The organism is Streptomyces humicola, assembly GCF_024436035.1.
GTDB classification, from domain to species: domain Bacteria; phylum Actinomycetota; class Actinomycetes; order Streptomycetales; family Streptomycetaceae; genus Streptantibioticus_B; species Streptantibioticus_B humicola.
This window is the reverse complement of sequence record NZ_JANFNG010000017.1, coordinates 1-19,395: the sequence shown is the minus strand read 5'-3', so window position 1 is coordinate 19,395 and position 19,395 is coordinate 1. Positions and strand designations below refer to the sequence as shown.

Below are 19,395 nucleotides of genomic sequence, written 5' to 3'. Positions count from 1 at the left end.
GGCGGTATGCCCGAGGGAGACACGATCTGGCTCACGGCGCACAGGCTGCGGGAGGCGCTCGCGGGCCAGGTGCTGGTCACCTGCGACCTGCGGGTGCCGCGGCTGGCGACGGCAGAGCTCACGGGGCGACGGGTGGAGGACGTCGTACCGCGCGGCAAGCATCTGCTCACCCGCATCGAGGGCGGCCTCACCCTCCACTCGCACCTGCGGATGGACGGCTCCTGGAAGATCTACGGCAGCTTGGAGCGGTGGCGCGGTGGGCCGTCCTGGCAGGTGCGGGCCGTGCTCGGCACCGCCGAGCGGGTCGCCGTGGGCTACCGGCTCCCCGTACTCGACCTCCTGCCCACGCAGCAGGAGCCCTCGGTCGTCGGCCACCTCGGACCCGACCTCCTCGGACCCGACTGGGATCCGGCCGATGCCCTGCGCCGGCTGCTCGCCGATCCCGGCCGTCCCGTCGGCGAGGCCCTGCTCGACCAGCGCAATCTCGCCGGGATCGGAAATGTCTACAAGTGCGAGCTGTGCTTCCTGCGCGGCGTCACCCCGTGGACGCCGGTCGGCGAGGTCCCCGGCCCCGACCGGCTGCCGGTGCTCGCCAAAAAGCTCCTGGAGGCGAACAAGGCACGGCATGGCCATATCACCACTGGAGACACCCGCCGTGGCCGCACGCACTGGGTGTACGACCGGGCGGACCGGCCCTGTCTGCGCTGTGGCACGCTCGTCCGCGTGGCGGATCAGGGCCGGGCCGGTGAGGCGCGGGTGACGTACTGGTGCCCGCGCTGCCAGCGGGGGCCCGCACCGCACCCGGACCCGCGCCCGGACAGGGCCCGGCGCTAACGCCGGTGCCGCGACGCCGTCGCGGCACCGGCGAGCGGACGTGCGCGCGCCGGGATGCGAGGGGTACGGGGTGTGGGCAGCGCCGCGGCCGCGCCGGCGGCATCTGCCGTCACCGTCAGCCGTGGATCCGCCGCTCGGGTCCTGGGCCGCTCCGCACGCCGCGGCGCGACGTGCACCGGCAGCAGACTGAGCGTCCAGCCGCCGATGGCCAACCCTTGTTCCACCGGGCTCGACCTGGCCGGCTGTGCAGCCACCCGGAACACCGCCCAGCACCAGAGGAGCGTGATGACGACCGCTGCCGCGCAGCGGATCGCACGGAGTCCTCGTACCGCCTGAACTGCCTGAACGTGGAGTGCGTGAAGTCGAGCTTCCATGGCCGCCTCCCACATCCCCGAGGCTGCGGCGGGAGCCTCACAGGGCTCCCGTAGAACCATGGATTCCCCGTGGCGATGATCGATAGGCGCCCTGCTCCCCGCACAGGGTCACATTCACCCGATCGGGGCAATGGTCCGGACGGTCAGGCCGCCACTACGTCCACGGCCTTCGCCGACGGCGCCTTGATCGTCACACGACTGCCCGGCACATGGGTCACGGGCTCCAGCATCGAGCGCACGGCGACGGCCTCGGCTTCCGCGGTCGCGGACTGAGCCAGCTCGGCGAGCGACAGCTCATCGCTGACCTCGCGCATGACCTCGGACATCCGCACATCGAGGGCATCGCAGATCGCGGACAGCAGTTCGGAGGAGGCCTCCTTCTGGCCGCGTTCGACCTCTGACAGATAGCCGAGTGAGACCCGTGCGGAGGCGGAGACCTCGCGCAGCGTGCGGCCCTGACGCTGGCGCTGCCGACGTAGTACGTCACCCAGCAGGCGACGAAGCAGAATCATCGGTGCCTCCCTCCTCGGTCCGCGATCGAAAAGCTTCTTGCCCCACCGTACCGCCTCGGGCATCGGCCGTGCGGGGAGCAATGACGTGTTCACTAAGGGCTGCAAACATCAAAACCCCCCTCCCTGTTCCGTATCCTGTGCCCTCGCGTTCACGAACCATGCTTCCCTGCCGCATGCAATGCGTCGACCAGCAGTTCCAGCGACGCCGTGACCGTCGCCGCGCGAATGGCCGCGCGATCGCCGTCGAGTCGCAATGAAGCGACCCTCGTGCCGCCCGGTCCGGCGACCGCCGTGTAGACCGTCCCGACGGGGTTACCGTCCTGCGGATCGGGGCCCGCCACTCCGGTGGTGGCCAGTCCCCACACGGCGCCGAGCCGGGCCCTGACCCCCTGGGCCATCTCCTCCGCGACCAGCGGATCCACGGCACCCCGCGAGTCGAGCAGCGCCGCGTCCACACCGAGCAGATCGCGCTTGAGCTCGGTGGCATATGCCGTCACCGAGCCGCGGAAGGTGCGCGAGGCGCCGGGTACGGAGGTGATCTCTGCGGCGACCAGTCCGCCGGTCAGCGATTCGGCGACGGCCAGCGACGCCCCCTCCGCCTCGAGCAGCCGCAGCGCCTCGGCCGCCGCGCCGCAGGGACCGCCGCTCATACGTCCCCGACCGTCCGCTCGCCCCCGTCACGGTCGCCGTCACTGTCACCGTCGGCGCGGCCGGCGGTCCGTTCCGCCGCGCGATGGGCGGCGAGCCCCCGGCGGCGCAATGCCACAGCCTGACGCACGTAGTCGAGGCCGGACACCACGGTGAGCACGACGGCGACCACCATGATCCAGGCACGCAGCGTGGCGAGTGGCCCCGTCAGCGCCAGTACGTACATCCCGACCGCGACCCCCTGGGTGAGGGTCTTCAGCTTGCCGCCACGGCTCGCCGGAATCACCCCGTGCCGGATCACCCAGAAGCGCATCAACGTGATGCCGATCTCCCGGAACAGGATGATCCCGGTCACCGCCCACGGAAGATCCCCGAGAGCGGAGAGGCCTATCAGCGCCGCGCCCATGATCGCCTTGTCGGCTATCGGGTCGGCGATCTTGCCGAAGTCGGTGACGAGGTTGTACCGGCGGGCCAGCTCACCGTCGAAGAGATCGGTGATCATCGCGATGGCGAAGGCGGCCCATGCGAAAGAGCGCCACGCCGGATTGTGGCCGCCCGCATGGACAAGCAGCAGCACGAAGCCGGGGACGAGCAGCAACCGCACCATCGTGAGGATGTTGGCGATGTTCCACAACCGGACGGGACGGCCCGACGCATCACCCACGCGGCCCGCGGCGCCCACGGGCCGGCCGCCGCCCTCCGCGGGCGCCGGTACTCCGGTCATCCGCCCGCCTCCTCGTGGTCGCAACAGCCCAGCGGCTCGGCGATGAGGTCCACACCCTCGGTCGCCACCACCTTCGCCGTGACGATCCGGCCGGGCGTCAGCCCAGCCAGGCCGGCACCGACGCCGCCGGGGACGACGAGGCGCGTCTGACCATCCGTTTCCGGCGCCTGGTGGACGCCGCGGCCGACGGCCTCTGCCCGACCCTCGTCGTGGTCGTCGCCGTCGCCGTTCCGCTCGATCGTCTCGACGAGCACCTCGACCGTCTCGCCCAGGCGCTCCTCGGCGCGCTGCGCGGTGAGCTCCTCGGCGAGCCTGGACACCTGAGCGAGCCGCTGCGCGATGGTCTCCTCATCCAGCTTGCGCTCGTACCCGGCGGCTTCGGTGCCCTCCTCGTCGGAGTAGCCGAAGACACCGATCGCGTCGAGGCGGGCCGCGCCCAGGAAGCCTTCGAGCTCCGCCAGGTCCTGCTCGGTCTCGCCCGGGAAGCCCACGATGAAGTTGGAGCGCACCCCGGCCTGCGGTGCCTTGGCACGAATCCGGTCGAGCAGTTCCAGGAAGCGCTCGGTGTCGCCGAAGCGCCGCATCGCGCGCAGCACGCCGGGCGCCGAGTGCTGGAACGACAGATCGAAGTAGGGCGCGACCTTGGGCGTCGAAGCCAGGACGTCGATGAGGCCGGGCCGCATCTCGGCAGGCTGCAGGTAGCTGACCCGGATCCGCTCGATGCCGTCGACGGCCGCGAGCTCGGGAAGCAGGGTCTCCAGCAGCCGGATGTCGCCGAGGTCCTTGCCGTACGAGGTGTTGTTCTCGCTGACGAGCATCACCTCACGCACGCCCTGCTCGGCAAGCCAGCGCGTCTCGGCGAGAACGTCGGAGGGGCGGCGGGAGATGAACGAGCCGCGGAACGACGGGATGGCGCAGAACGCGCACCGCCGGTCGCACCCCGAGGCGAGCTTGACCGAGGCCACGGGGCTGTCGTCGAGGCGGCGGCGCAGCATCGGCCGCGGGCCGGAGGCCGGAGCGAGACCCTCCGGCAGATCCGCCAGGTCGACAGGGGCTTCGGCCGGCTGCGCGTGCCCAGGCAGGCTCACCGCCGCCCCCTGCCGTGCGGCCGGGCTGATCGGGAGCAGCTTGCGCCGGTCGCGCGGGGTGTGCGGGGCGTGAATGCCGCCGGACAGGATCGTCTGCAGGCGGTCGGAGATGTCCGCGTAGTCGTCGAACCCGAGCACGCCGTCCGCCTCGGGCAGCGCCTCGGCGAGATCCTTGCCGTACCGCTCCGCCATGCAGCCGACGGCGACGACGGCCTGGGTGCGCGCGTGGGCCTTGAGGTCGTTCGCTTCGAGCAGGGCGTCGACGGAGTCCTTCTTCGCCGCATCGACGAAGCCGCAGGTGTTGACCACGGCGACGTCGGCCTCGGCGGCGTCCTCGACGAGCGTCCAGCCGTCCGCCGCAAGACGGCCCGCGAGCTCCTCGGAGTCGACCTCGTTACGAGCGCAGCCGAGGGTCACCAAAGCGACGGTACGGGGTTCGGGCATGGCCTCAGCCTACTTTGTCCGGCCCGGCCCGCTCCCCGCCAGGTCACCGGGGGCCTCAGCCTGCGCCCGGCCCCGCGATCACCCCGCCTGCGGGTCGCCGGGGGTGAAGCTGGTGCGCACGATCTGGCCGTCGCCGCCGGAAGGGCCCAGGTCCTTGCCGTTGACGAACATCCGCACCGCGGCCGCGTTGCCGAGAACCAGATTGATGCGCTTGTCGTTGGTGAAGGTCTTGGAGTCGCCCGCCTGCATCAGCCCTTCGAAGAGCGAATTGCCGTTGTCGTCGGTGACCGAGACCCAACTCTCCCCGGTGGTGGCCAGTTTGACCGTGACCTTGCCCGCCGGGGCCGCCGCGATCGCGCTGCGGGTCGGTGCCGGGGCGGTCCTGGGCGCCGTGGAGTGCGTGGGGTGGGTCTGTGCGGCGGCTTGGGGCTGCGGGGCGTGGCCGGCGGTGGGCGCGCTGCCGCTGCGCGAGCCGCCGAACATGGTGAAGCCCACGAAGGCGACCACGATCACGATGGCGGCGATCATGGCGGCGGTCCAGTTGGGGCTGCGCGGTTCGGGGCGGATCCGTTCGGTGTCGTAGACCGGTGCGACCGGGGTGGGGGCGGGCCGGCCCCCGTGCTCGCCGTCGTACTGCGCGACCAGGGGACCTGGGTCGAGGCCGACGGCACGGGCGAGGGTGCGGATGTGACCGCGGGCGTACACGTCGCCGCCGCACCGGGTGTAGTCGTCCTGCTCGATCGCCTGGACGATCGGCACGCGCACCCGCGTCGTCGCACTGACCTCGTCGACCGTCAGACGGGCGGCCAGACGCGCCTGGGCGAGGGCACGACCGACTGACTGCGGTGCATCAGGACCTGAAGGACCGTCGGGGGCATCGGGGGCATCGGAAGGTGAGTTGCCGATGGACACGGGGGCGCCTTTCGAGCGTGTAGCCACCTGCTGGAAATTCAGTTTAGGGGCCCTCGGCGAGCATCCGGCAAGCGGACAACCGTACTTTGTCCGCCATCGGATTTACGGATGGGTGCCGCCCCGGATCTGCGCGAGCACTCCGTCCAGTTCGTCCGGTTTGACCAGCACGTCGCGGGCCTTGGAGCCCTCGCTCGGACCCACCACTCCGCGGGACTCCATCAGGTCCATCAGCCGGCCCGCCTTGGCGAAGCCGACGCGCAGCTTCCGCTGGAGCATGGAGGTCGAGCCGAACTGGGTGGAGACGACGAGCTCCGCCGCCTGCAGCAGCAGATCCATGTCGTCGCCGATCTCCTCGTCGATCTCCTTCTTCGGCCCGCCGCCGGCGGTGACGTCGTCGCGGTAGACCGGCGTGAGCTGGTCCTTGCAGTGCTGCACGACGGCGGAGATCTCATCCTCGGTGATGAAGGCGCCCTGCAGCCGGATCGGTTTGTTGGCGCCCATCGGCAGGAAGAGCCCGTCGCCCTTGCCGATCAGCTTCTCCGCGCCCGGCTGGTCGAGGATGACGCGGGAGTCGGCGAGCGATGAGGTGGCGAAGGCAAGCCGGGACGGCACGTTCGCCTTGATCAGACCGGTGACCACATCGACGCTCGGCCGCTGGGTCGCAAGCACCAGGTGGATGCCCGCGGCGCGGGCCAGCTGGGTGATGCGCACGATCGCGTCCTCGACGTCGCGCGGCGCCACCATCATCAGGTCGGCGAGCTCGTCGACGATGACGAGCAGGTAGGGGTAGGGGGCGAGCTCGCGCTCGCTGCCCTCGGGCGGCCTGGCCTTGCCGGAGCGCACGGCCGCGTTGAAGTCGTCGATGTGGCGGTAGCCGAAGGCGGCCAGGTCGTCGTAGCGCAGGTCCATTTCGCGGACGACCCACTGCAGTGCCTCGGCGGCCTTCTTGGGGTTGGTGATGATCGGCGTGATCAGGTGCGGAATGCCCTCGTAGTGCGTCAGCTCGACGCGCTTGGGGTCGACGAGGACCATCCGCACCTCGTCGGGCGTGGCCCGGGCCATCACCGAGGTGATCAGGCAGTTGATGCACGACGACTTGCCGGAGCCGGTCGCGCCCGCGACGAGGACGTGCGGCATCTTGGCCAGGTTGGCCATCACATAGCCGCCCTCGACGTCCTTGCCGAGGCCGACCGTCATCGGGTGGTCCTCGCCCGCGGCCTCGGCGGAGCGCAGCACGTCGCCGAGGTTGACCATCTCGCGGTCGCTGTTGGGGATCTCGATGCCGACCGCGGACTTGCCGGGGATGGGGCTGATGATCCGCACGTCGGGACTGGCGACCGCGTACGCGATGTTCTTGGTGAGCGCGATGATCCGCTCGACCTTGACGGCCGGGCCGAGCTCGACCTCGTAGCGGGTGACCGTCGGGCCGCGGGTGAAGCCGGTGACCGAGGCGTCGACCTTGAACTCGGAGAAGACGTTGGTGAGCGAGGCCACGACGGCGTCGTTGGCGGCGCTGCGGGTGCGCCCGGGGCCGCCGCGCTCCAGCAGGTCGAGGGAGGGCAGGGAGTATGTGATGTCCCCGGAGAGCTGGAGCTGCTCTGCGCGCGGCGGGAGCGGGTCGGCCGCCGGCGGCGCAGCGGGCTTCGTCAGGTCGACGACGTCGGAGAACACCGCGGATCCGGGGCCGGCATCGGCAGCTGCGTCGGTGTCACGGGCCCCCGGTACGTCTGCCGGGGCGGGGCCGGTGCGGATACGGCTGGTCAGATCGGCGACGACGGGGGACGGCTGCACGCCGTGGAGCACGGCACCGTCCAGTGCTGCGGCCGCGGCGGCGGCCACGTCCACGGGGTCGAGTCCGGCGGCGTTCGGCTCGGGGAAGCGGTCCTGCCGCTCCTTGCGGCGCCTGGGACGGCGGCGCCTGTCGAGTTCCTGGGCCTCGGCGGTCTGCGGATCGGGCCCGGCGCCGGAGGGCGCGGCCGAGGCGGTGCGGCGGAAGCGACGGGGGGCCGGCGTGTCCAGGCCGGCCTCGTCGTCGTCGCCGTAGCCGTAGCCGTAGCCGTACGCGTCGTCGCCCTCATCGCGCGGGCTGCCGCCCGCCGGGTCGTAGAGCCCGAGCCGGGTGCCCGCCTGCCGCAGCCGCTGGGGGATCGCGTTGACGGGGGTCGCCGTGACGACGAGCAGGCCGAACAGCGCGACGAGGACGAGCAGGGCAACGGCGAGCGTCGGACCGACCGTGAAGAGCAGGGGCTTGGACGCGGCCCAGCCGATCAGCCCGCCGGCGTCGCGCATCGCCTGTGCGCCCTGCCCGCGCCCGGGCGCTCCGCAACCGATGTGGACGAGCCCGAGCACTCCGATGATCAGCGCGGACAGGCCGATGACGATACGTCCGTTGGCCTCCGGTTTCTCGGGGTGGCGCATCAGGCGTATGGCGACGATGGCGAGGAGTATCGGCACCAGCAGGTCGAGCCGGCCGAAGGCTCCGGTGACGAGCATGCCCACCAGATCGCCGACCGGACCGCTCAGGTTCGACCAGGTGCCGGCGGCCACGACGAGAGCGATGCCGAGCAGCAGCAGGGCGACGCCGTCCTTGCGGTGTGCCGGGTCCAGGCCGCGCGCCCCGCGTCCCACGCCGCGGAAGAGCGCGCCGATGGTGTGGGCGAAGCCGAGCCAGAGCGCCCGCACCAGTTGGTAGATGGGGTTTGTGGGATTCGGGGCGGCTTTGGGGGCGGGCTTGGCCGCCGTCTTCTTGGCGCCCTTGGCGGCCTTGGCGGGAGGTTTCTTCGCCGTTCCGGCACGCGGTGTGGCGGTGGTGGCCTTCTTCGCCGGAGCCCTCGTCGCGGCTCCGGACCCGGTGGTGCGCCCGGCGCGCTGCCTGGCGGAAGCCGCAGCGCTGTTGGCACCTTTTCCGGACGTACGTGAGGCCATGGTGCCGAGGTTACCGTTGTTGCCCTGAGCGGACACATGAGGTGCCCCATACGCCCGTTCGTGTCGTCACGCAGGAGACGGGCGGGGCGAGGCGGGTTGACGAAGCGTCAACCATTAGTCCATGCGGTTCATCCCTGCGGCGGCACCGAGGGCGTGCCGGGGTCGGCGCCGGGTTCGAGCGCGTCCAGCGCCCGCCGCAGTCCGGTGAGCTTGCGCTCCAGATGGGCCGCGGTGGCGACGGCGGCCGCGTCCGCGGAGTCGTCGAGCTGCTTGGAGAGCGCCTCGGCCTGCTCCTCCACGGCGGCGAGCCGCGCCGACAGCTCCGCGATGAGCCCGGTCGGCTCCTTGGTGCCATTGGCACCGGCCTGCCCACCCTGTTCGAGCTGGAGCCTCAGCAAGGCGGCCTGCTCGCGAAGTTGGCAGTTCTTCATGTAGAGCTCGACGAAGACCGAGACCTTCGCCCGCAGCACCCATGGGTCGAACGGCTTGGAGATGTAGTCCACGGCGCCGGCCGCGTAGCCGCGGAAGGTGTGGTGCGGCCCGTGATTGATGGCGGTCAGGAAGATGATCGGGATGTCGCGGGTGCGTTCGCGGCGCTTGATGTGCGCCGCCGTCTCGAACCCGTCCATGCCCGGCATCTGGACATCGAGCAGGATGACCGCAAAGTCGTCCGTGAGCAGCGCTTTGAGCGCCTCCTCCCCGGACGATGCCCGCACCAGCGTCTGATCGAGCGCGGAGAGGATGGCCTCCAGCGCCAGCAGATTCTCCGGCCGGTCATCGACCAGGAGGATCTTGGCCTTCTGCACCATGGCCCGCCCTCCTCCTCGTCCCGGCATGGGGCCCACCCGGCTCACAGAGCCCGGGGAAGCACCGTTCGCCGCCCCCATGGGCGACTCCTGCACGCCGCCCGTCCTTGTGCCGGTCATGGTAGCCGCACCCTGTCGTTCGCCACACCCTGTCACCGCCATGTCACTGTGCACGTAGCAGAAACGTAGCGGGAGCCCAGAAGGTTCCCTGAATTCCGGAGTCTCACACCCGATGGGGCGCGTCGCGTCACGGCATGACGCAAACTCATCCGGATCTCATCCGATCTCCATCCTGGTGAACGTTGCAGGCGGTGTTGCGGTCAACGTGTGTGCATCCACTGATCCATGACGGACAACAGGTGATCGGTGTCGACAGGCTTGGTGACATAGTCGGACGCACCGGACTCGATGCTCTTCTCCCGGTCACCCTTCATCGCCTTCGCGGTGAGCGCGATGATCGGCAGTCCCGCGAACTGAGGCATTCGGCGAATCGCCGATGTCGTGGCATAGCCATCCATCTCCGGCATCATGATGTCCATCAGGACGACCGCGACGTCGTCGTGCTGTTCGAGCACCTCGATCCCCTCGCGGCCGTTCTCCGCGTACAGCACCGTGAGCCCGTGCTGCTCCAGCACGCTGGTGAGCGCGAAGACGTTGCGGATGTCGTCGTCGACGATCAGCACTTTCTCGCCACCGAAGCCACCGAAATCGCCCAGGGCCCCCGAGTCGCCCTGCTTCGCCTCGTCCCCGGCGGCACCGTCGGCCCACGCCTCGCCCCCTGACGGCTGCCCCTGCGCCGCCTGGCCGGGCACCGTCGTGCGCTCCGCAGGCGGCAGCGCGCGGCGGCGCAGCCGGGACGACAGGCCGCCGACGCGGGCGCGCGAGCCCTGCACGCCTGCCTCGGCCTCCTGTGCAGCCCGACCGGTGTCCTTGGTCTCCCTCGCCTCGCCCGGCGAGGTGTGCTCCTCGGCCGAGGGCAGTTGCGGCATCTCGTGCGATGCCGGGGCGTCGCCGAGGCTGAGCGGCAGGTAGAGGGTGAAGGTCGAGCCGCGGCCCGGCTCGCTGTCGGCGTGGATCTCGCCGCCGAGCAGCCGGGCGATCTCGCGGCTGATCGACAGGCCGAGGCCGGTGCCGCCGTACTTGCGGCTCGTGGTGCCGTCCGCCTGCTTGAACGCCTCGAAGATCACGCGCATCTTGCTGGCAGCGATGCCGATGCCGGTGTCGGTGACCGAGAACGCGATCATCTCCTGGTCGGGGTCGTGCAGCACCCCGGCCTCCAACATCTGCTCCCGGATGCCGACCGGGATGTCGGATCCGGCCGGCCGGATGACGAGTTCGACGGCGCCCGCGTCTGTGAACTTCACCGCGTTGGAGAGCAGGTTGCGCAGCACCTGCAGCAGCCGCTGCTCGTCGGTGTGGAGCGTGACCGGCAGCTCCGGGGAGACCCGCACCGAGAAGTCCAGGCCCTTCTCTGCGGTGAGCGGCCGGAAGGTGGCCTCCACGTAGTCCACCAGCTGCACCAGTGCGATACGCGTCGGGCTGACGTCCATCTTGCCCGCCTCGACCTTCGACAGGTCGAGGATGTCGTTGATGAGCTGAAGCAGGTCGGAACCCGCACCATGGATCGTTTCGGCGAACTCCACCTGCTTGGGCGACAGGTTGCCGTCGGCGTTGTCGGCGAGCAACTTGGCCAGGATCAGTAGCGAGTTGAGCGGTGTACGCAGCTCGTGCGACATGTTGGCGAGGAACTCCGACTTGTAGCGCATCGAGACCGCGAGCTGCTCGGCACGCTCCTCCAGGACCTGGCGGGCCTCCTCGATCTCGGTGTTCTTCACCTCGATGTCGCGGTTCTGCTGGGCGAGCAGCTCCGCCTTCTCCTCCAGTTCGGCGTTGGACGACTGAAGCGCCTTCTGCCGGTTCTCCAACTCGGCCGAACGCTCTCGCAGTTGCGCAGTCAGCTCCTGCGACTGCGCAAGCAGCTTCTCGGTCTTGGTGTTGACGCTGATGGTGTTGACGCTGGTCGCGATCATCTCCGCGATCTGGCTGAGGAAGTCCCGCTGGATCTGCGTGAAGGGCTGGAACGAGGCCAGCTCGATCACGCCGAGGATCCGGTCCTCGAACAGCACGGGCAGCACGATGACGTGCGCCGGCGGCGCCTCGCCGAGCCCGGAGGCGATCTTGAGGTAGCCGGGCGGCACGTTCTCCACCAGGATGGTGCGCTTCTCCACCGCGGCCTGCCCGATCAGCGACTCACCGGGCAGGAACGAGGTCGGCATGGTGGAGCTGGAGTACCCGTAGGAGCCGATCAGCCGCAGCTCGTACGGGGCCGGGCCGCCGTCGCTGCCGATCGTCTCGCTGTCGCCGGTCTCCTGCGCGAGGAAGAACGCGCCGTGCTGGGCCGCGACCACCGGCGTCAGCTCGCTCATGATGAGGGCGGCGACGTCGTGCAGGTCACGGCGGCCCTGCATCAGGCCGGAGATGCGGGCCAGGTTGCCCTTGAGCCAGTCCTGCTCCTTGTTGGCGATGGTGGTCTCGCGGAGCTTGACGATCATCGTGTTGATGTAGTCCTGCAGCTCCAGGATCTCGCCGGCCGCATCCACGTCGATCTTCAGGTTGAGATCGCCGCGGGTCACGGCCGTGGCCACCTGCGCGATGTTGCGGACCTGGCTGGTGAGGTTGTTCGCCATCAGGTTCACGGACCCGGTCAGGTCCTTCCAGATGCCGGAGACGCCGGGCACGCGGGCCTGGCCGCCCAGGCGGCCCTCGGTGCCCACCTCGCGCGCCACCCGCGTCACCTCGTCACCGAACGCCGACAGCTGGTCGACCATGGTGTTGATCGTCGTCTTCAGCTCGAGGATCTCGCCCCGGGCGTCCACGTCGATCTTCTTGGAGAGGTCGCCGCGGGCGACCGCGGTGGTGACCATCGCGATGTTGCGGACCTGGCTGGTCAGGTTGGACGCCATCGAGTTCACCGACTCGGTGAGGTCCTTCCAGGTGCCCGACACGCCGGGGACACGGGCCTGGCCGCCCAGGCGGCCCTCCGTACCCACCTCGCGCGCCACCCGCGTCACCTCGTCACCGAAGGCGGACAGGGTGTCCACCATGGTGTTGATGGTCTCGGCGAGCTGGGCGACCTCGCCGCGCGCCTCCACCGTGATCTTCTTCGTCAGGTCGCCGTTGGCGACGGCCGCGGAGACCTGGGCGATGCTGCGCACCTGGCTGGTCAGGTTGTTCGCCATCAGGTTGACGTTGTCGGTGAGGTCCTTCCAGATGCCCGCCACGTCCCGCACCCGGGCCTGGCCGCCGAGCTGGCCCTCCGTACCCACCTCGCGGGCGACCCGCGTCACCTCGTCGGCGAAGGCCGACAGCTGGTCCACCATCGTGTTCACCGTGGTGACAAGGGCGAGGATCTCGCCCTTCGCGTCGACTGTGATCTTCTTGGACAGGTCGCCGTTGGCCACCGCGGTGGTGACCTCGGCGATGTTGCGGACCTGGCCAGTCAGGTTGGCCGCCATGCCGTTCACGGACTGCGTCAGGTCCTTCCAGGTGCCCGACACGCCCTTAACATCGGCCTGGCCGCCCAGGATGCCCTCGGTACCCACCTCGCGGGCGACCCGCGTCACCTGCTCGGCGAAGGCCGACAGCTGGTCCACCATCGTGTTGATCGTGTTCTTCAGCTCCAGGATCTCGCCCCGCGCGTCCACGTCGATCTTCTGTGACAGGTCACCGCGCGCCACCGCGGTGGCGACCTGCGCGATGTTGCGGACCTGAGCGGTGAGGTTGCCGGCCATGCCGTTCACCGAGTCGGTCAGATCACGCCACACGCCGGCGACGCCCGGGACCTGGGCCTGGCCGCCGAGGCGGCCCTCCGTACCCACCTCGCGCGCCACCCGGGTCACCTGGTCCGCGAAGGCCGACAGCTGGTCCACCATCGTGTTGATCGTGTTCTTCAGCTCCAGGATCTCGCCCCGCGCATCGACCTCGATCTTCTGCGACAGGTCACCGCGCGCCACCGCCGTCGTCACCTGGGCGATCTGACGCACCTGGGAGGTGAGGTTGCCGGCCATGAAGTTGACGGAGTCCGTCAGGTCCTTCCAGGTGCCCGACACGCCGTCGACACGGGCCTGGCCGCCGAGGCGGCCCTCGGTGCCCACGTCCCGCGCCATCCGCGTCACCTGCGCGGCGAAGGAGGAGAGCTGGTCCACCATCGTGTTGACGGTGTTCTTCAGCTGGAGCATCTCGCCGGAGACGTCGACCGTCACCTTCTGCGACAGGTCACCATTGGCCACCGCCGTCGTCACCTGGGCGATATTGCGCACCTGTCCGGTGAGGTTGCGGAACGCCGTGTTGACCGAGTCCGTCAGGTCCTTCCACGTACCGGCCGCCCCCGGCACCTGTGCCTGGCCGCCGAGTTCACCCTCGACGCCGATCTCCCGCGCCACGCGCGTGACTTCGGCGCCGAACGCGGACAGCTGATCGACCATCGTGTTGACGGTGTTCTTCAACTCCAGCATCTCGCCGGAGACGTCGACCGTCACCTTCTGCGACAGGTCACCATTGGCCACCGCCGTCGTCACCTGGGCGATGTCCCGCACCTGAGCGGTGAGGTTACGGAACGCCGTGTTGACCGAGTCCGTCAGGTCCTTCCAGATCCCCGCCGCCCCCGGCACCTGTGCCTGGCCGCCCAACTGCCCTTCCGCCCCGACCTCACCCGCGACACGGGTCACCTCGTCGGCGAAGGTACGCAGCGTCTCAGTCATCGCGTTGATGGTCTCGGCGAGCTGGGCGACCTCGCCGCGCGCACCGATCGTGATCTTCTGCGACAGGTCGCCATTGGCCACCGCCGTCGTCACCTGGGCGATGTCCCGCACCTGAGCAGTGAGGTTGCCGGCCATCAGGTTGACGGAGTCCGTCAGGTCCTTCCACACACCAGCAACGCCCGGCACCTTCGCCTGGCCGCCCAACTCGCCCTCGGTGCCCACCTCCCTCGCCACCCGCGTCACCTCGGAGGCGAACGAGGAGAGCTGGTCCACCATCGTGTTGACGGTGTTCTTCAGCTCCAGCATCTCGCCGGCCACATGCACCGTGACCTTGCGTGACAGATCACCCTTGGCCACGGCCGTCGTCACCAGGGCGATGTCCCGCACCTGAGCGGTCAGCCGGGACGCCATCGTATTGACGGAATCCGTTAGATCCTTCCACGAACCCGACATTCCGCGCACTCGTGCCTGGCCGCCGAGCTTGCCCTCAGTGCCCACCTCACTGGCCACCCGGGTCACCTCGTCGGTGAACGCCGACAGCTGGTCGACGAGGCCGTTGACGGTGCGCCCGACCTTCAGGAACTCGCCGCGCAACGGGTGCGCCGAACCGTCGGAGCCCTGCGAGCGCAGGTCCATCCGCTGCTCCAGGTCGCCCTCCGCAACCGCGGAGAGCACCCGCCCCACCTCGGAGACCGGCCGTACGAGGTCGTCCACCAGCGCGTTCGACGCATCGATCGCCGCCGCCCAGGAGCCCTCGCACGCCCCGATATCGAGACGCTCCGTGAGCTTGCCCTCACGGCCGACCACCCGCCGGACCCGCGCCAGCTCACCCGTCAGGTGCTGGTTACGGTCCGCGACCTCGTTGAAGACGGCCGCGATCTCGGCCATCACCCCGTCACCCGAGACCGTCAGCCGCTTGCGGAAATTGCCCTCGCGCATGGCGACGAGCGCCGCCAGCATCCTGTGCAGAGCAGCCGCGTCGACCTCGACGGTCCCATTGGCGCGGGACCGTGCGCTCTTCGTCCGCATGGCCGTTCCACGCGACGATGCACCAGACTCCACCGTGTCCCTCCCGGAGGGTCGTACGACGACGTGCCCTGGCTCCTGCCCGCCCAAGGCATTCCCAGTGTTTCACCATGACAGGACCCGCCCATAACAGTTCCGCAGCTTCGCATACGAACTGCGGCAGGATCCCGAGGGAAAACACCCGCAACCGGCGCACACAGGACCGGGGTGGGTAAGTAACCTGGCATCCGGTTGCCCGCCAACAGCCGGGCGTACACCTGGGCAGCGGAGGGGTGCCGCGAAAATGCGCGAGCAGAGCGCCGAACGGGGGCGAGCCTCGGCCACGGCCGACGCGTCCGAAACCTGGTTGCCGCACGTCGGCGGGCAGCGCGGCCAGGAATCGGGTGACGTGCAACACACAAGGAGTTTTGTGATCACCGCGCGGGCAGCCGCCACCTTCGAGCCTGTCGGGCGCTCGGTCGCCACCGCCCGGGGATTCGTCCGCGACACGCTCCAGGGATGGGGCTTCACCGACGTCGTGGACGACGCCGTCGTCCTCACCAGCGAGCTCGTCACCAATGCCGTCGTCCACGCGGGCACCGCAGCCGACGTACTCTGCCTGCGCTACCCGAGCGCGGTCCGCATCGAGGTCGCCGACCATTACCCCGAACGAGAAATTCCGCTCCACGACACCTCCGCCGCCGAACTCTCGCCCGACCGCGAGGGCGGCCGCGGCCTGATCCTCTGCTCCGCGCTGGCCAGCCGCTGGGGCGTGGAGTACACCCCCACCCACAAGCAGGTGTGGTTCCAGCTCGACCTGCCGGAACGCCCCGCCGGCACCCGCGCCGCCGGCCCCGCCCTGCCGCTCACCGCCCTCCCGCTCGCCGACTCCCGCGTGCGCGTCGCCGTCGTCCAGGTGGACCGCGGCGGCGTCATCAGCGGCTGGAACGACGACGCCCAGGCACTCTTCGGCCACACCGCCGACCAGGCCGTCGGCGTCCCCCTCGGCGACTTCACCGCCTGGCCGCAGACACCCGGCACCGGCTTCGGCCTCGCCGAGGCGCTGCGCCTGTCCCGCTGGGAGGGCTCCTACGGAATCCGCGGCGCCGACGGCAAGGTCCAGCCCGTCTATGGCTCCCACCTGCGGGTACGCGACACCGGCGGCGAGCCGTCCACTGTCTGCCTGCTGGTCCGGGACCACGAGCGCGCCATCCTGCAGAGCGCCCCGCGCGGCGCCGTCCAGGACAACACGCCGGCCGACCGCGGCAAGACCACCGTCGACCCCTTCGAGGTCTTCATCGGCTCCCCCGCCCCCGACGACCTCGACGGGCTGCTGCAGCGCACCGTCGAACGCGCACGCGACATGCTCGACGGCGACGCCGCCTACCTGCTGCTCGCCACCGACGACGAGACCGAACTGGAGGTCCGCGCCTCCACCGGCCTCCCCTCGGCCCGCCAGCGCTTCGCCCGCGTCCCCGTCGAGGCCGGCACCGGCCGCTACGGCAGCGCCCGCATGCCCGCCGTCCACGAGGACCTCACCGCCGCGCCCGGCGCTGTGCCGCTCCTCGTCGGCACCGGCATGCGCTCCGTCGTCACCGTGCCGCTCAAGGTCGAAGGACGGCTCACCGGCTCCCTCGGCGTCGCAGCCGAGACTCCGGGCCGCTACAGCAACGAAGAGGCACTGCGCCTGCAGTTCGCGGCCGACCGCATCGCCCTCGCCGTCGAGAGCGCCCGCCTCACCGAGCTCGAACGGCTCCGCCGCGGGTCGCTCTCCTTCCTCGTCGAGGCCTCCGACCTGCTCGCGGGCACCCTGGAGCGCGACCAGACGCTCGCCCTGATGGCCCAGATGACCGTGCCCACACTCGCCAGCTGGTGTGCCGTCTACACCATCGCCGAGCAGTCGGACCCGGAGCTCGCCTTCGTCCTCCACGAGGACGAGGACCGCATCGACGGCCTCAAGGCGCTCCTGGAGCGGATCGACCCGCCGTCCCCCGACCCGACGCCCGGCGCCCGCGTGTGGAACGCACCGTCCGAGGCCTCCCACTCGCTCGCACTGCGGGCCTCGATGCGCAGCCTCGGCCTCGGCGCGGCCGGTCACCCTTCGAGCGGCACCGCCCAGGCCACCGCAACGGCCGTCGGCGGCGAGACCGTCGTCCTGCCGCTCGTTGCACGCAATCGGGTGATCGGCATGCTCACCCTCGGCAAACCGTCCGACGAGCGCTTCCGCCAGGAGATCCTCGAACTCGCCGAGGACCTCTCCCGGCGCGCCGCACTCGCCCTCGACAACGCCCGCCTCTACAGCGAGCGCACCGCCATCAGCCAGTCGCTCCAGCGCAGCCTGCTCCCGCCCGAGCTGCCCGACATCCCGGGCGTCGAGGTCGAGGTCATCTACCGCGCAGCCGGCGAGGGCAACGAGGTCGGCGGCGACTTCTACGACCTCTTCCCGATCCGGGAGGGCTGTTGGGGCTTCGCCATCGGCGACGTCTGCGGCACCGGCCCCGAGGCCGCGGCCGTCACCGGCCTCGCCCGCCACGCGCTGCGGCTGCTCGCCCGTGAGGGCTTCAGCGGGCCATCGGTGCTGGAGCGGCTCAACGCCGCCATCCTCGACGAGGGCGCGCGCAGCCGCTTCCTGACCCTCCTTTATGGGGAACTGTGGCCGCAGGAGGACGGCAGCGCCGAGCTGAAGGTCGTGTGCGCCGGTCATCCACTGCCGCTACGGCTCCGCCAGGACGGCAGCGTCGAACCGGCGGCCGAGCCGCAGCCGCTGCTCGGCGTGCTCGAAGACCTGGAGCTGGTGGAGCAGACGATCACCCTCGACCCGGGCGATGTGCTGCTCTGCGTCACCGACGGAGTGACCGAGCGCCGCGAGGGCACCAGGATGCTCGGCGACGACGGGCTTGTCGAGGTCCTCTCGCAGAGCACCGGCCTGACCGCGGGCGCGGTCGCAGCCCGGATCCAGCGGGCGGTGGAACGCTTCGCCTCGGACGCGCCGTCGGACGACATGGCGATCCTTGCGATGCGCGTCCCGGAGCATCGGCACACATCACCCGAATGAGCCGAGCAGCCCGCCGAGCGCGTTGCACGCCGCGACGGTCCGCTCCACCTCCCGTTCGGTGAGAAGCGGATCGATGGGCAGGGACAACGTCTGCGCGGCAGCTGACTCGGTCTGCGGCAGATGCGCGTCGCTGCGGTGAACGGGCAAACGGTGCACGGGCGTCGGCACGGGCACGACGGTCTTCACACCACGTGCGGCAAGCGCCTTCGCGAACGCGTCCCGGTCCGGCCGGCCGTTGCCCGGCACACGCACCGTGTAGCGGTGATAGACGTGGTGAGCCCCCGGCCGGACGTACGGTACGTGCACGCCCGTCAATGCGGAGTCGAACACACGGGCATTGGCCCGGCGCCGGGCAGTGAAGCCTGCCAGCTGGTCGAGCGCGGAACGCCCTACGGCCGCGGACGCCTCGGTTGGCAGTTCATGACCGGCCCGGATCCTGCGGATCCGTCGCGACAGGGCGGGATCGGCGGTGACCACGCCGAGGGGAAACGCCGTGACGGTGCCGAAGCTGCCGACGGGCCGGCCATCCAGCGAGGCCGCCTGCGCCTGCGACGCGTCCTCCAACAGCGCCAGGCCGTGGCGCGCGCAGAGCGACGAGAGGGCGTGCAGGTCAGCAGGGTGGCCGAATTGATGCACCGCCATGACGGCGGTCGTCCGCGGGGTGATCGCAGCCGCGACGGCCTCGGGGTCCAGGCAGAAGGTCCGTGGGTCGATGTCGGCGAAGACAGGCGAGGCGCCCGCCGACCGTATCGACGCGGCTGCCTCGGCCGGCGCATACGACGGCACGATCACCTCATCGCCATGCTCGACCTCCAGGGCGCTGACGGCCAGTCGGAGCGCCGAGGCCTGCTCGTTCACCGCTATGAACGCCGTGAAGCGACGTCCGCCCACCCGGTCCGCGAACTCCTCCTCATACGCCGCGACCAACGATGCCTCGACCACGGTGCCGCTCGGCTCCACGCCAACCTCCAGTCGTTGAGGCCGCCAGAGTGGCGGCGCACGACGAGGCTGAGCCGAGCGGCGGGTGAACGACGGATGATGAAAACGCAAAAAACCTTGGTTCCCGACCCTGTTGGGCCGGGAACCAAGGCTGAATAATTGTTCGGCGGCGTCCTACTCTCCCACAGGGTCCCCCCTGCAGTACCATCGGCGCTGAAAGGCTTAGCTTCCGGGTTCGGAATGTAACCGGGCGTACCCCTAACGCTATAACCACCGAAACACCATGAAACCGGCAACCCGATGGTTCGCGGTTTCAGAACCGCACAGTGGACGCGAAACACGCAACACACGAATGTGTGTGGTCAAGCC

The 19,395-nt window shown here is 70.3% G+C and carries 11 protein-coding genes, 1 rRNA gene and 1 pseudogene; 2 read left to right on the top strand and 11 right to left on the bottom strand.

Going from position 1 to position 19,395, the window contains the following annotated elements; translation table 11 throughout:
• The first annotated feature begins 6 nt into the window (after nt 1-6).
• On the top strand, nt 7-834 hold the full coding sequence (locus NGB36_RS20655) for a DNA-formamidopyrimidine glycosylase family protein (RefSeq protein ID WP_255921838.1): 828 nt from the start codon (nt 7-9) through the stop codon (nt 832-834).
• On the opposite strand, the gene NGB36_RS20650 is transcribed toward NGB36_RS20655, so the two are convergent.
• From NGB36_RS20650 to NGB36_RS20610, 9 genes and pseudogenes are all read right to left on the bottom strand, one after another.
• Nucleotides 831-1,088, bottom strand: a complete 258-nt coding sequence (locus NGB36_RS20650; RefSeq protein ID WP_255921837.1) for a hypothetical protein — start codon at nt 1,086-1,088, stop codon at nt 831-833. The genes NGB36_RS20655 and NGB36_RS20650 overlap by 4 nt on opposite strands.
• A 263-nt stretch (nt 1,089-1,351) precedes the next feature.
• Complete coding sequence (locus NGB36_RS20645; RefSeq protein ID WP_255921836.1) at nt 1,352-1,720, bottom strand: helix-turn-helix domain-containing protein; 369 nt, start codon at nt 1,718-1,720, stop codon at nt 1,352-1,354.
• Nucleotides 1,721-1,828: 108 nt separating this feature from the next.
• Nucleotides 1,829-2,370 (bottom strand): annotated as a pseudogene (locus NGB36_RS20640) (CinA family protein).
• Nucleotides 2,367-3,092: a CDP-diacylglycerol--glycerol-3-phosphate 3-phosphatidyltransferase gene (pgsA, locus tag NGB36_RS20635; protein ID WP_255921835.1), complete on the bottom strand. Its 726-nt coding sequence runs from the start codon at nt 3,090-3,092 to the stop codon at nt 2,367-2,369. The pseudogene NGB36_RS20640 and the gene pgsA overlap by 4 nt, the downstream one beginning before the upstream one ends.
• Nucleotides 3,089-4,624, bottom strand: coding sequence for a 30S ribosomal protein S12 methylthiotransferase RimO (gene rimO / locus NGB36_RS20630; protein ID WP_255921834.1), 1,536 nt, complete (start codon nt 4,622-4,624; stop codon nt 3,089-3,091). The genes pgsA and rimO overlap by 4 nt, the downstream gene beginning before the upstream one ends.
• A gap of 78 nt (nt 4,625-4,702) precedes the next feature.
• Nucleotides 4,703-5,536, bottom strand: a complete 834-nt coding sequence (locus tag NGB36_RS20625) for a helix-turn-helix domain-containing protein (protein ID WP_255921833.1) — start codon at nt 5,534-5,536, stop codon at nt 4,703-4,705.
• A 102-nt stretch (nt 5,537-5,638) separates the two neighbouring features.
• A complete protein-coding gene (locus NGB36_RS20620; protein ID WP_255921832.1) occupies nt 5,639-8,461 on the bottom strand; it encodes an FtsK/SpoIIIE family DNA translocase in 2,823 nt (940 codons plus the stop codon).
• Between the two features lie 128 nt (nt 8,462-8,589).
• A complete protein-coding gene (locus NGB36_RS20615; RefSeq protein ID WP_255921831.1) occupies nt 8,590-9,270 on the bottom strand; it encodes a response regulator in 681 nt (226 codons plus the stop codon).
• Between the two features lie 317 nt (nt 9,271-9,587).
• A complete protein-coding gene (locus tag NGB36_RS20610) occupies nt 9,588-15,056 on the bottom strand; it encodes a HAMP domain-containing protein (protein WP_255921830.1) in 5,469 nt (1,822 codons plus the stop codon).
• Nucleotides 15,057-15,462: 406 nt separating this feature from the next.
• On the opposite strand from NGB36_RS20610, the gene NGB36_RS20605 reads away from it, so the two are divergent.
• Nucleotides 15,463-18,087, top strand: a complete 2,625-nt coding sequence (locus tag NGB36_RS20605) for a SpoIIE family protein phosphatase (RefSeq protein ID WP_255921934.1) — start codon at nt 15,463-15,465, stop codon at nt 18,085-18,087.
• Here NGB36_RS20605 and NGB36_RS20600 read toward each other — a convergent pair.
• Entirely contained in the window at nt 18,076-19,047 is a 972-nt protein-coding gene (locus tag NGB36_RS20600; RefSeq protein ID WP_255921829.1) for a DegT/DnrJ/EryC1/StrS family aminotransferase, read from the bottom strand. The two genes, NGB36_RS20605 and NGB36_RS20600, sit on opposite strands and share 12 nt — an antisense overlap.
• Nucleotides 19,048-19,187: 140 nt before the next feature.
• A 5S ribosomal RNA gene (rrf, locus tag NGB36_RS20595) occupies nt 19,188-19,304 on the bottom strand.
• Nucleotides 19,305-19,395 lie beyond the last annotated feature (91 nt).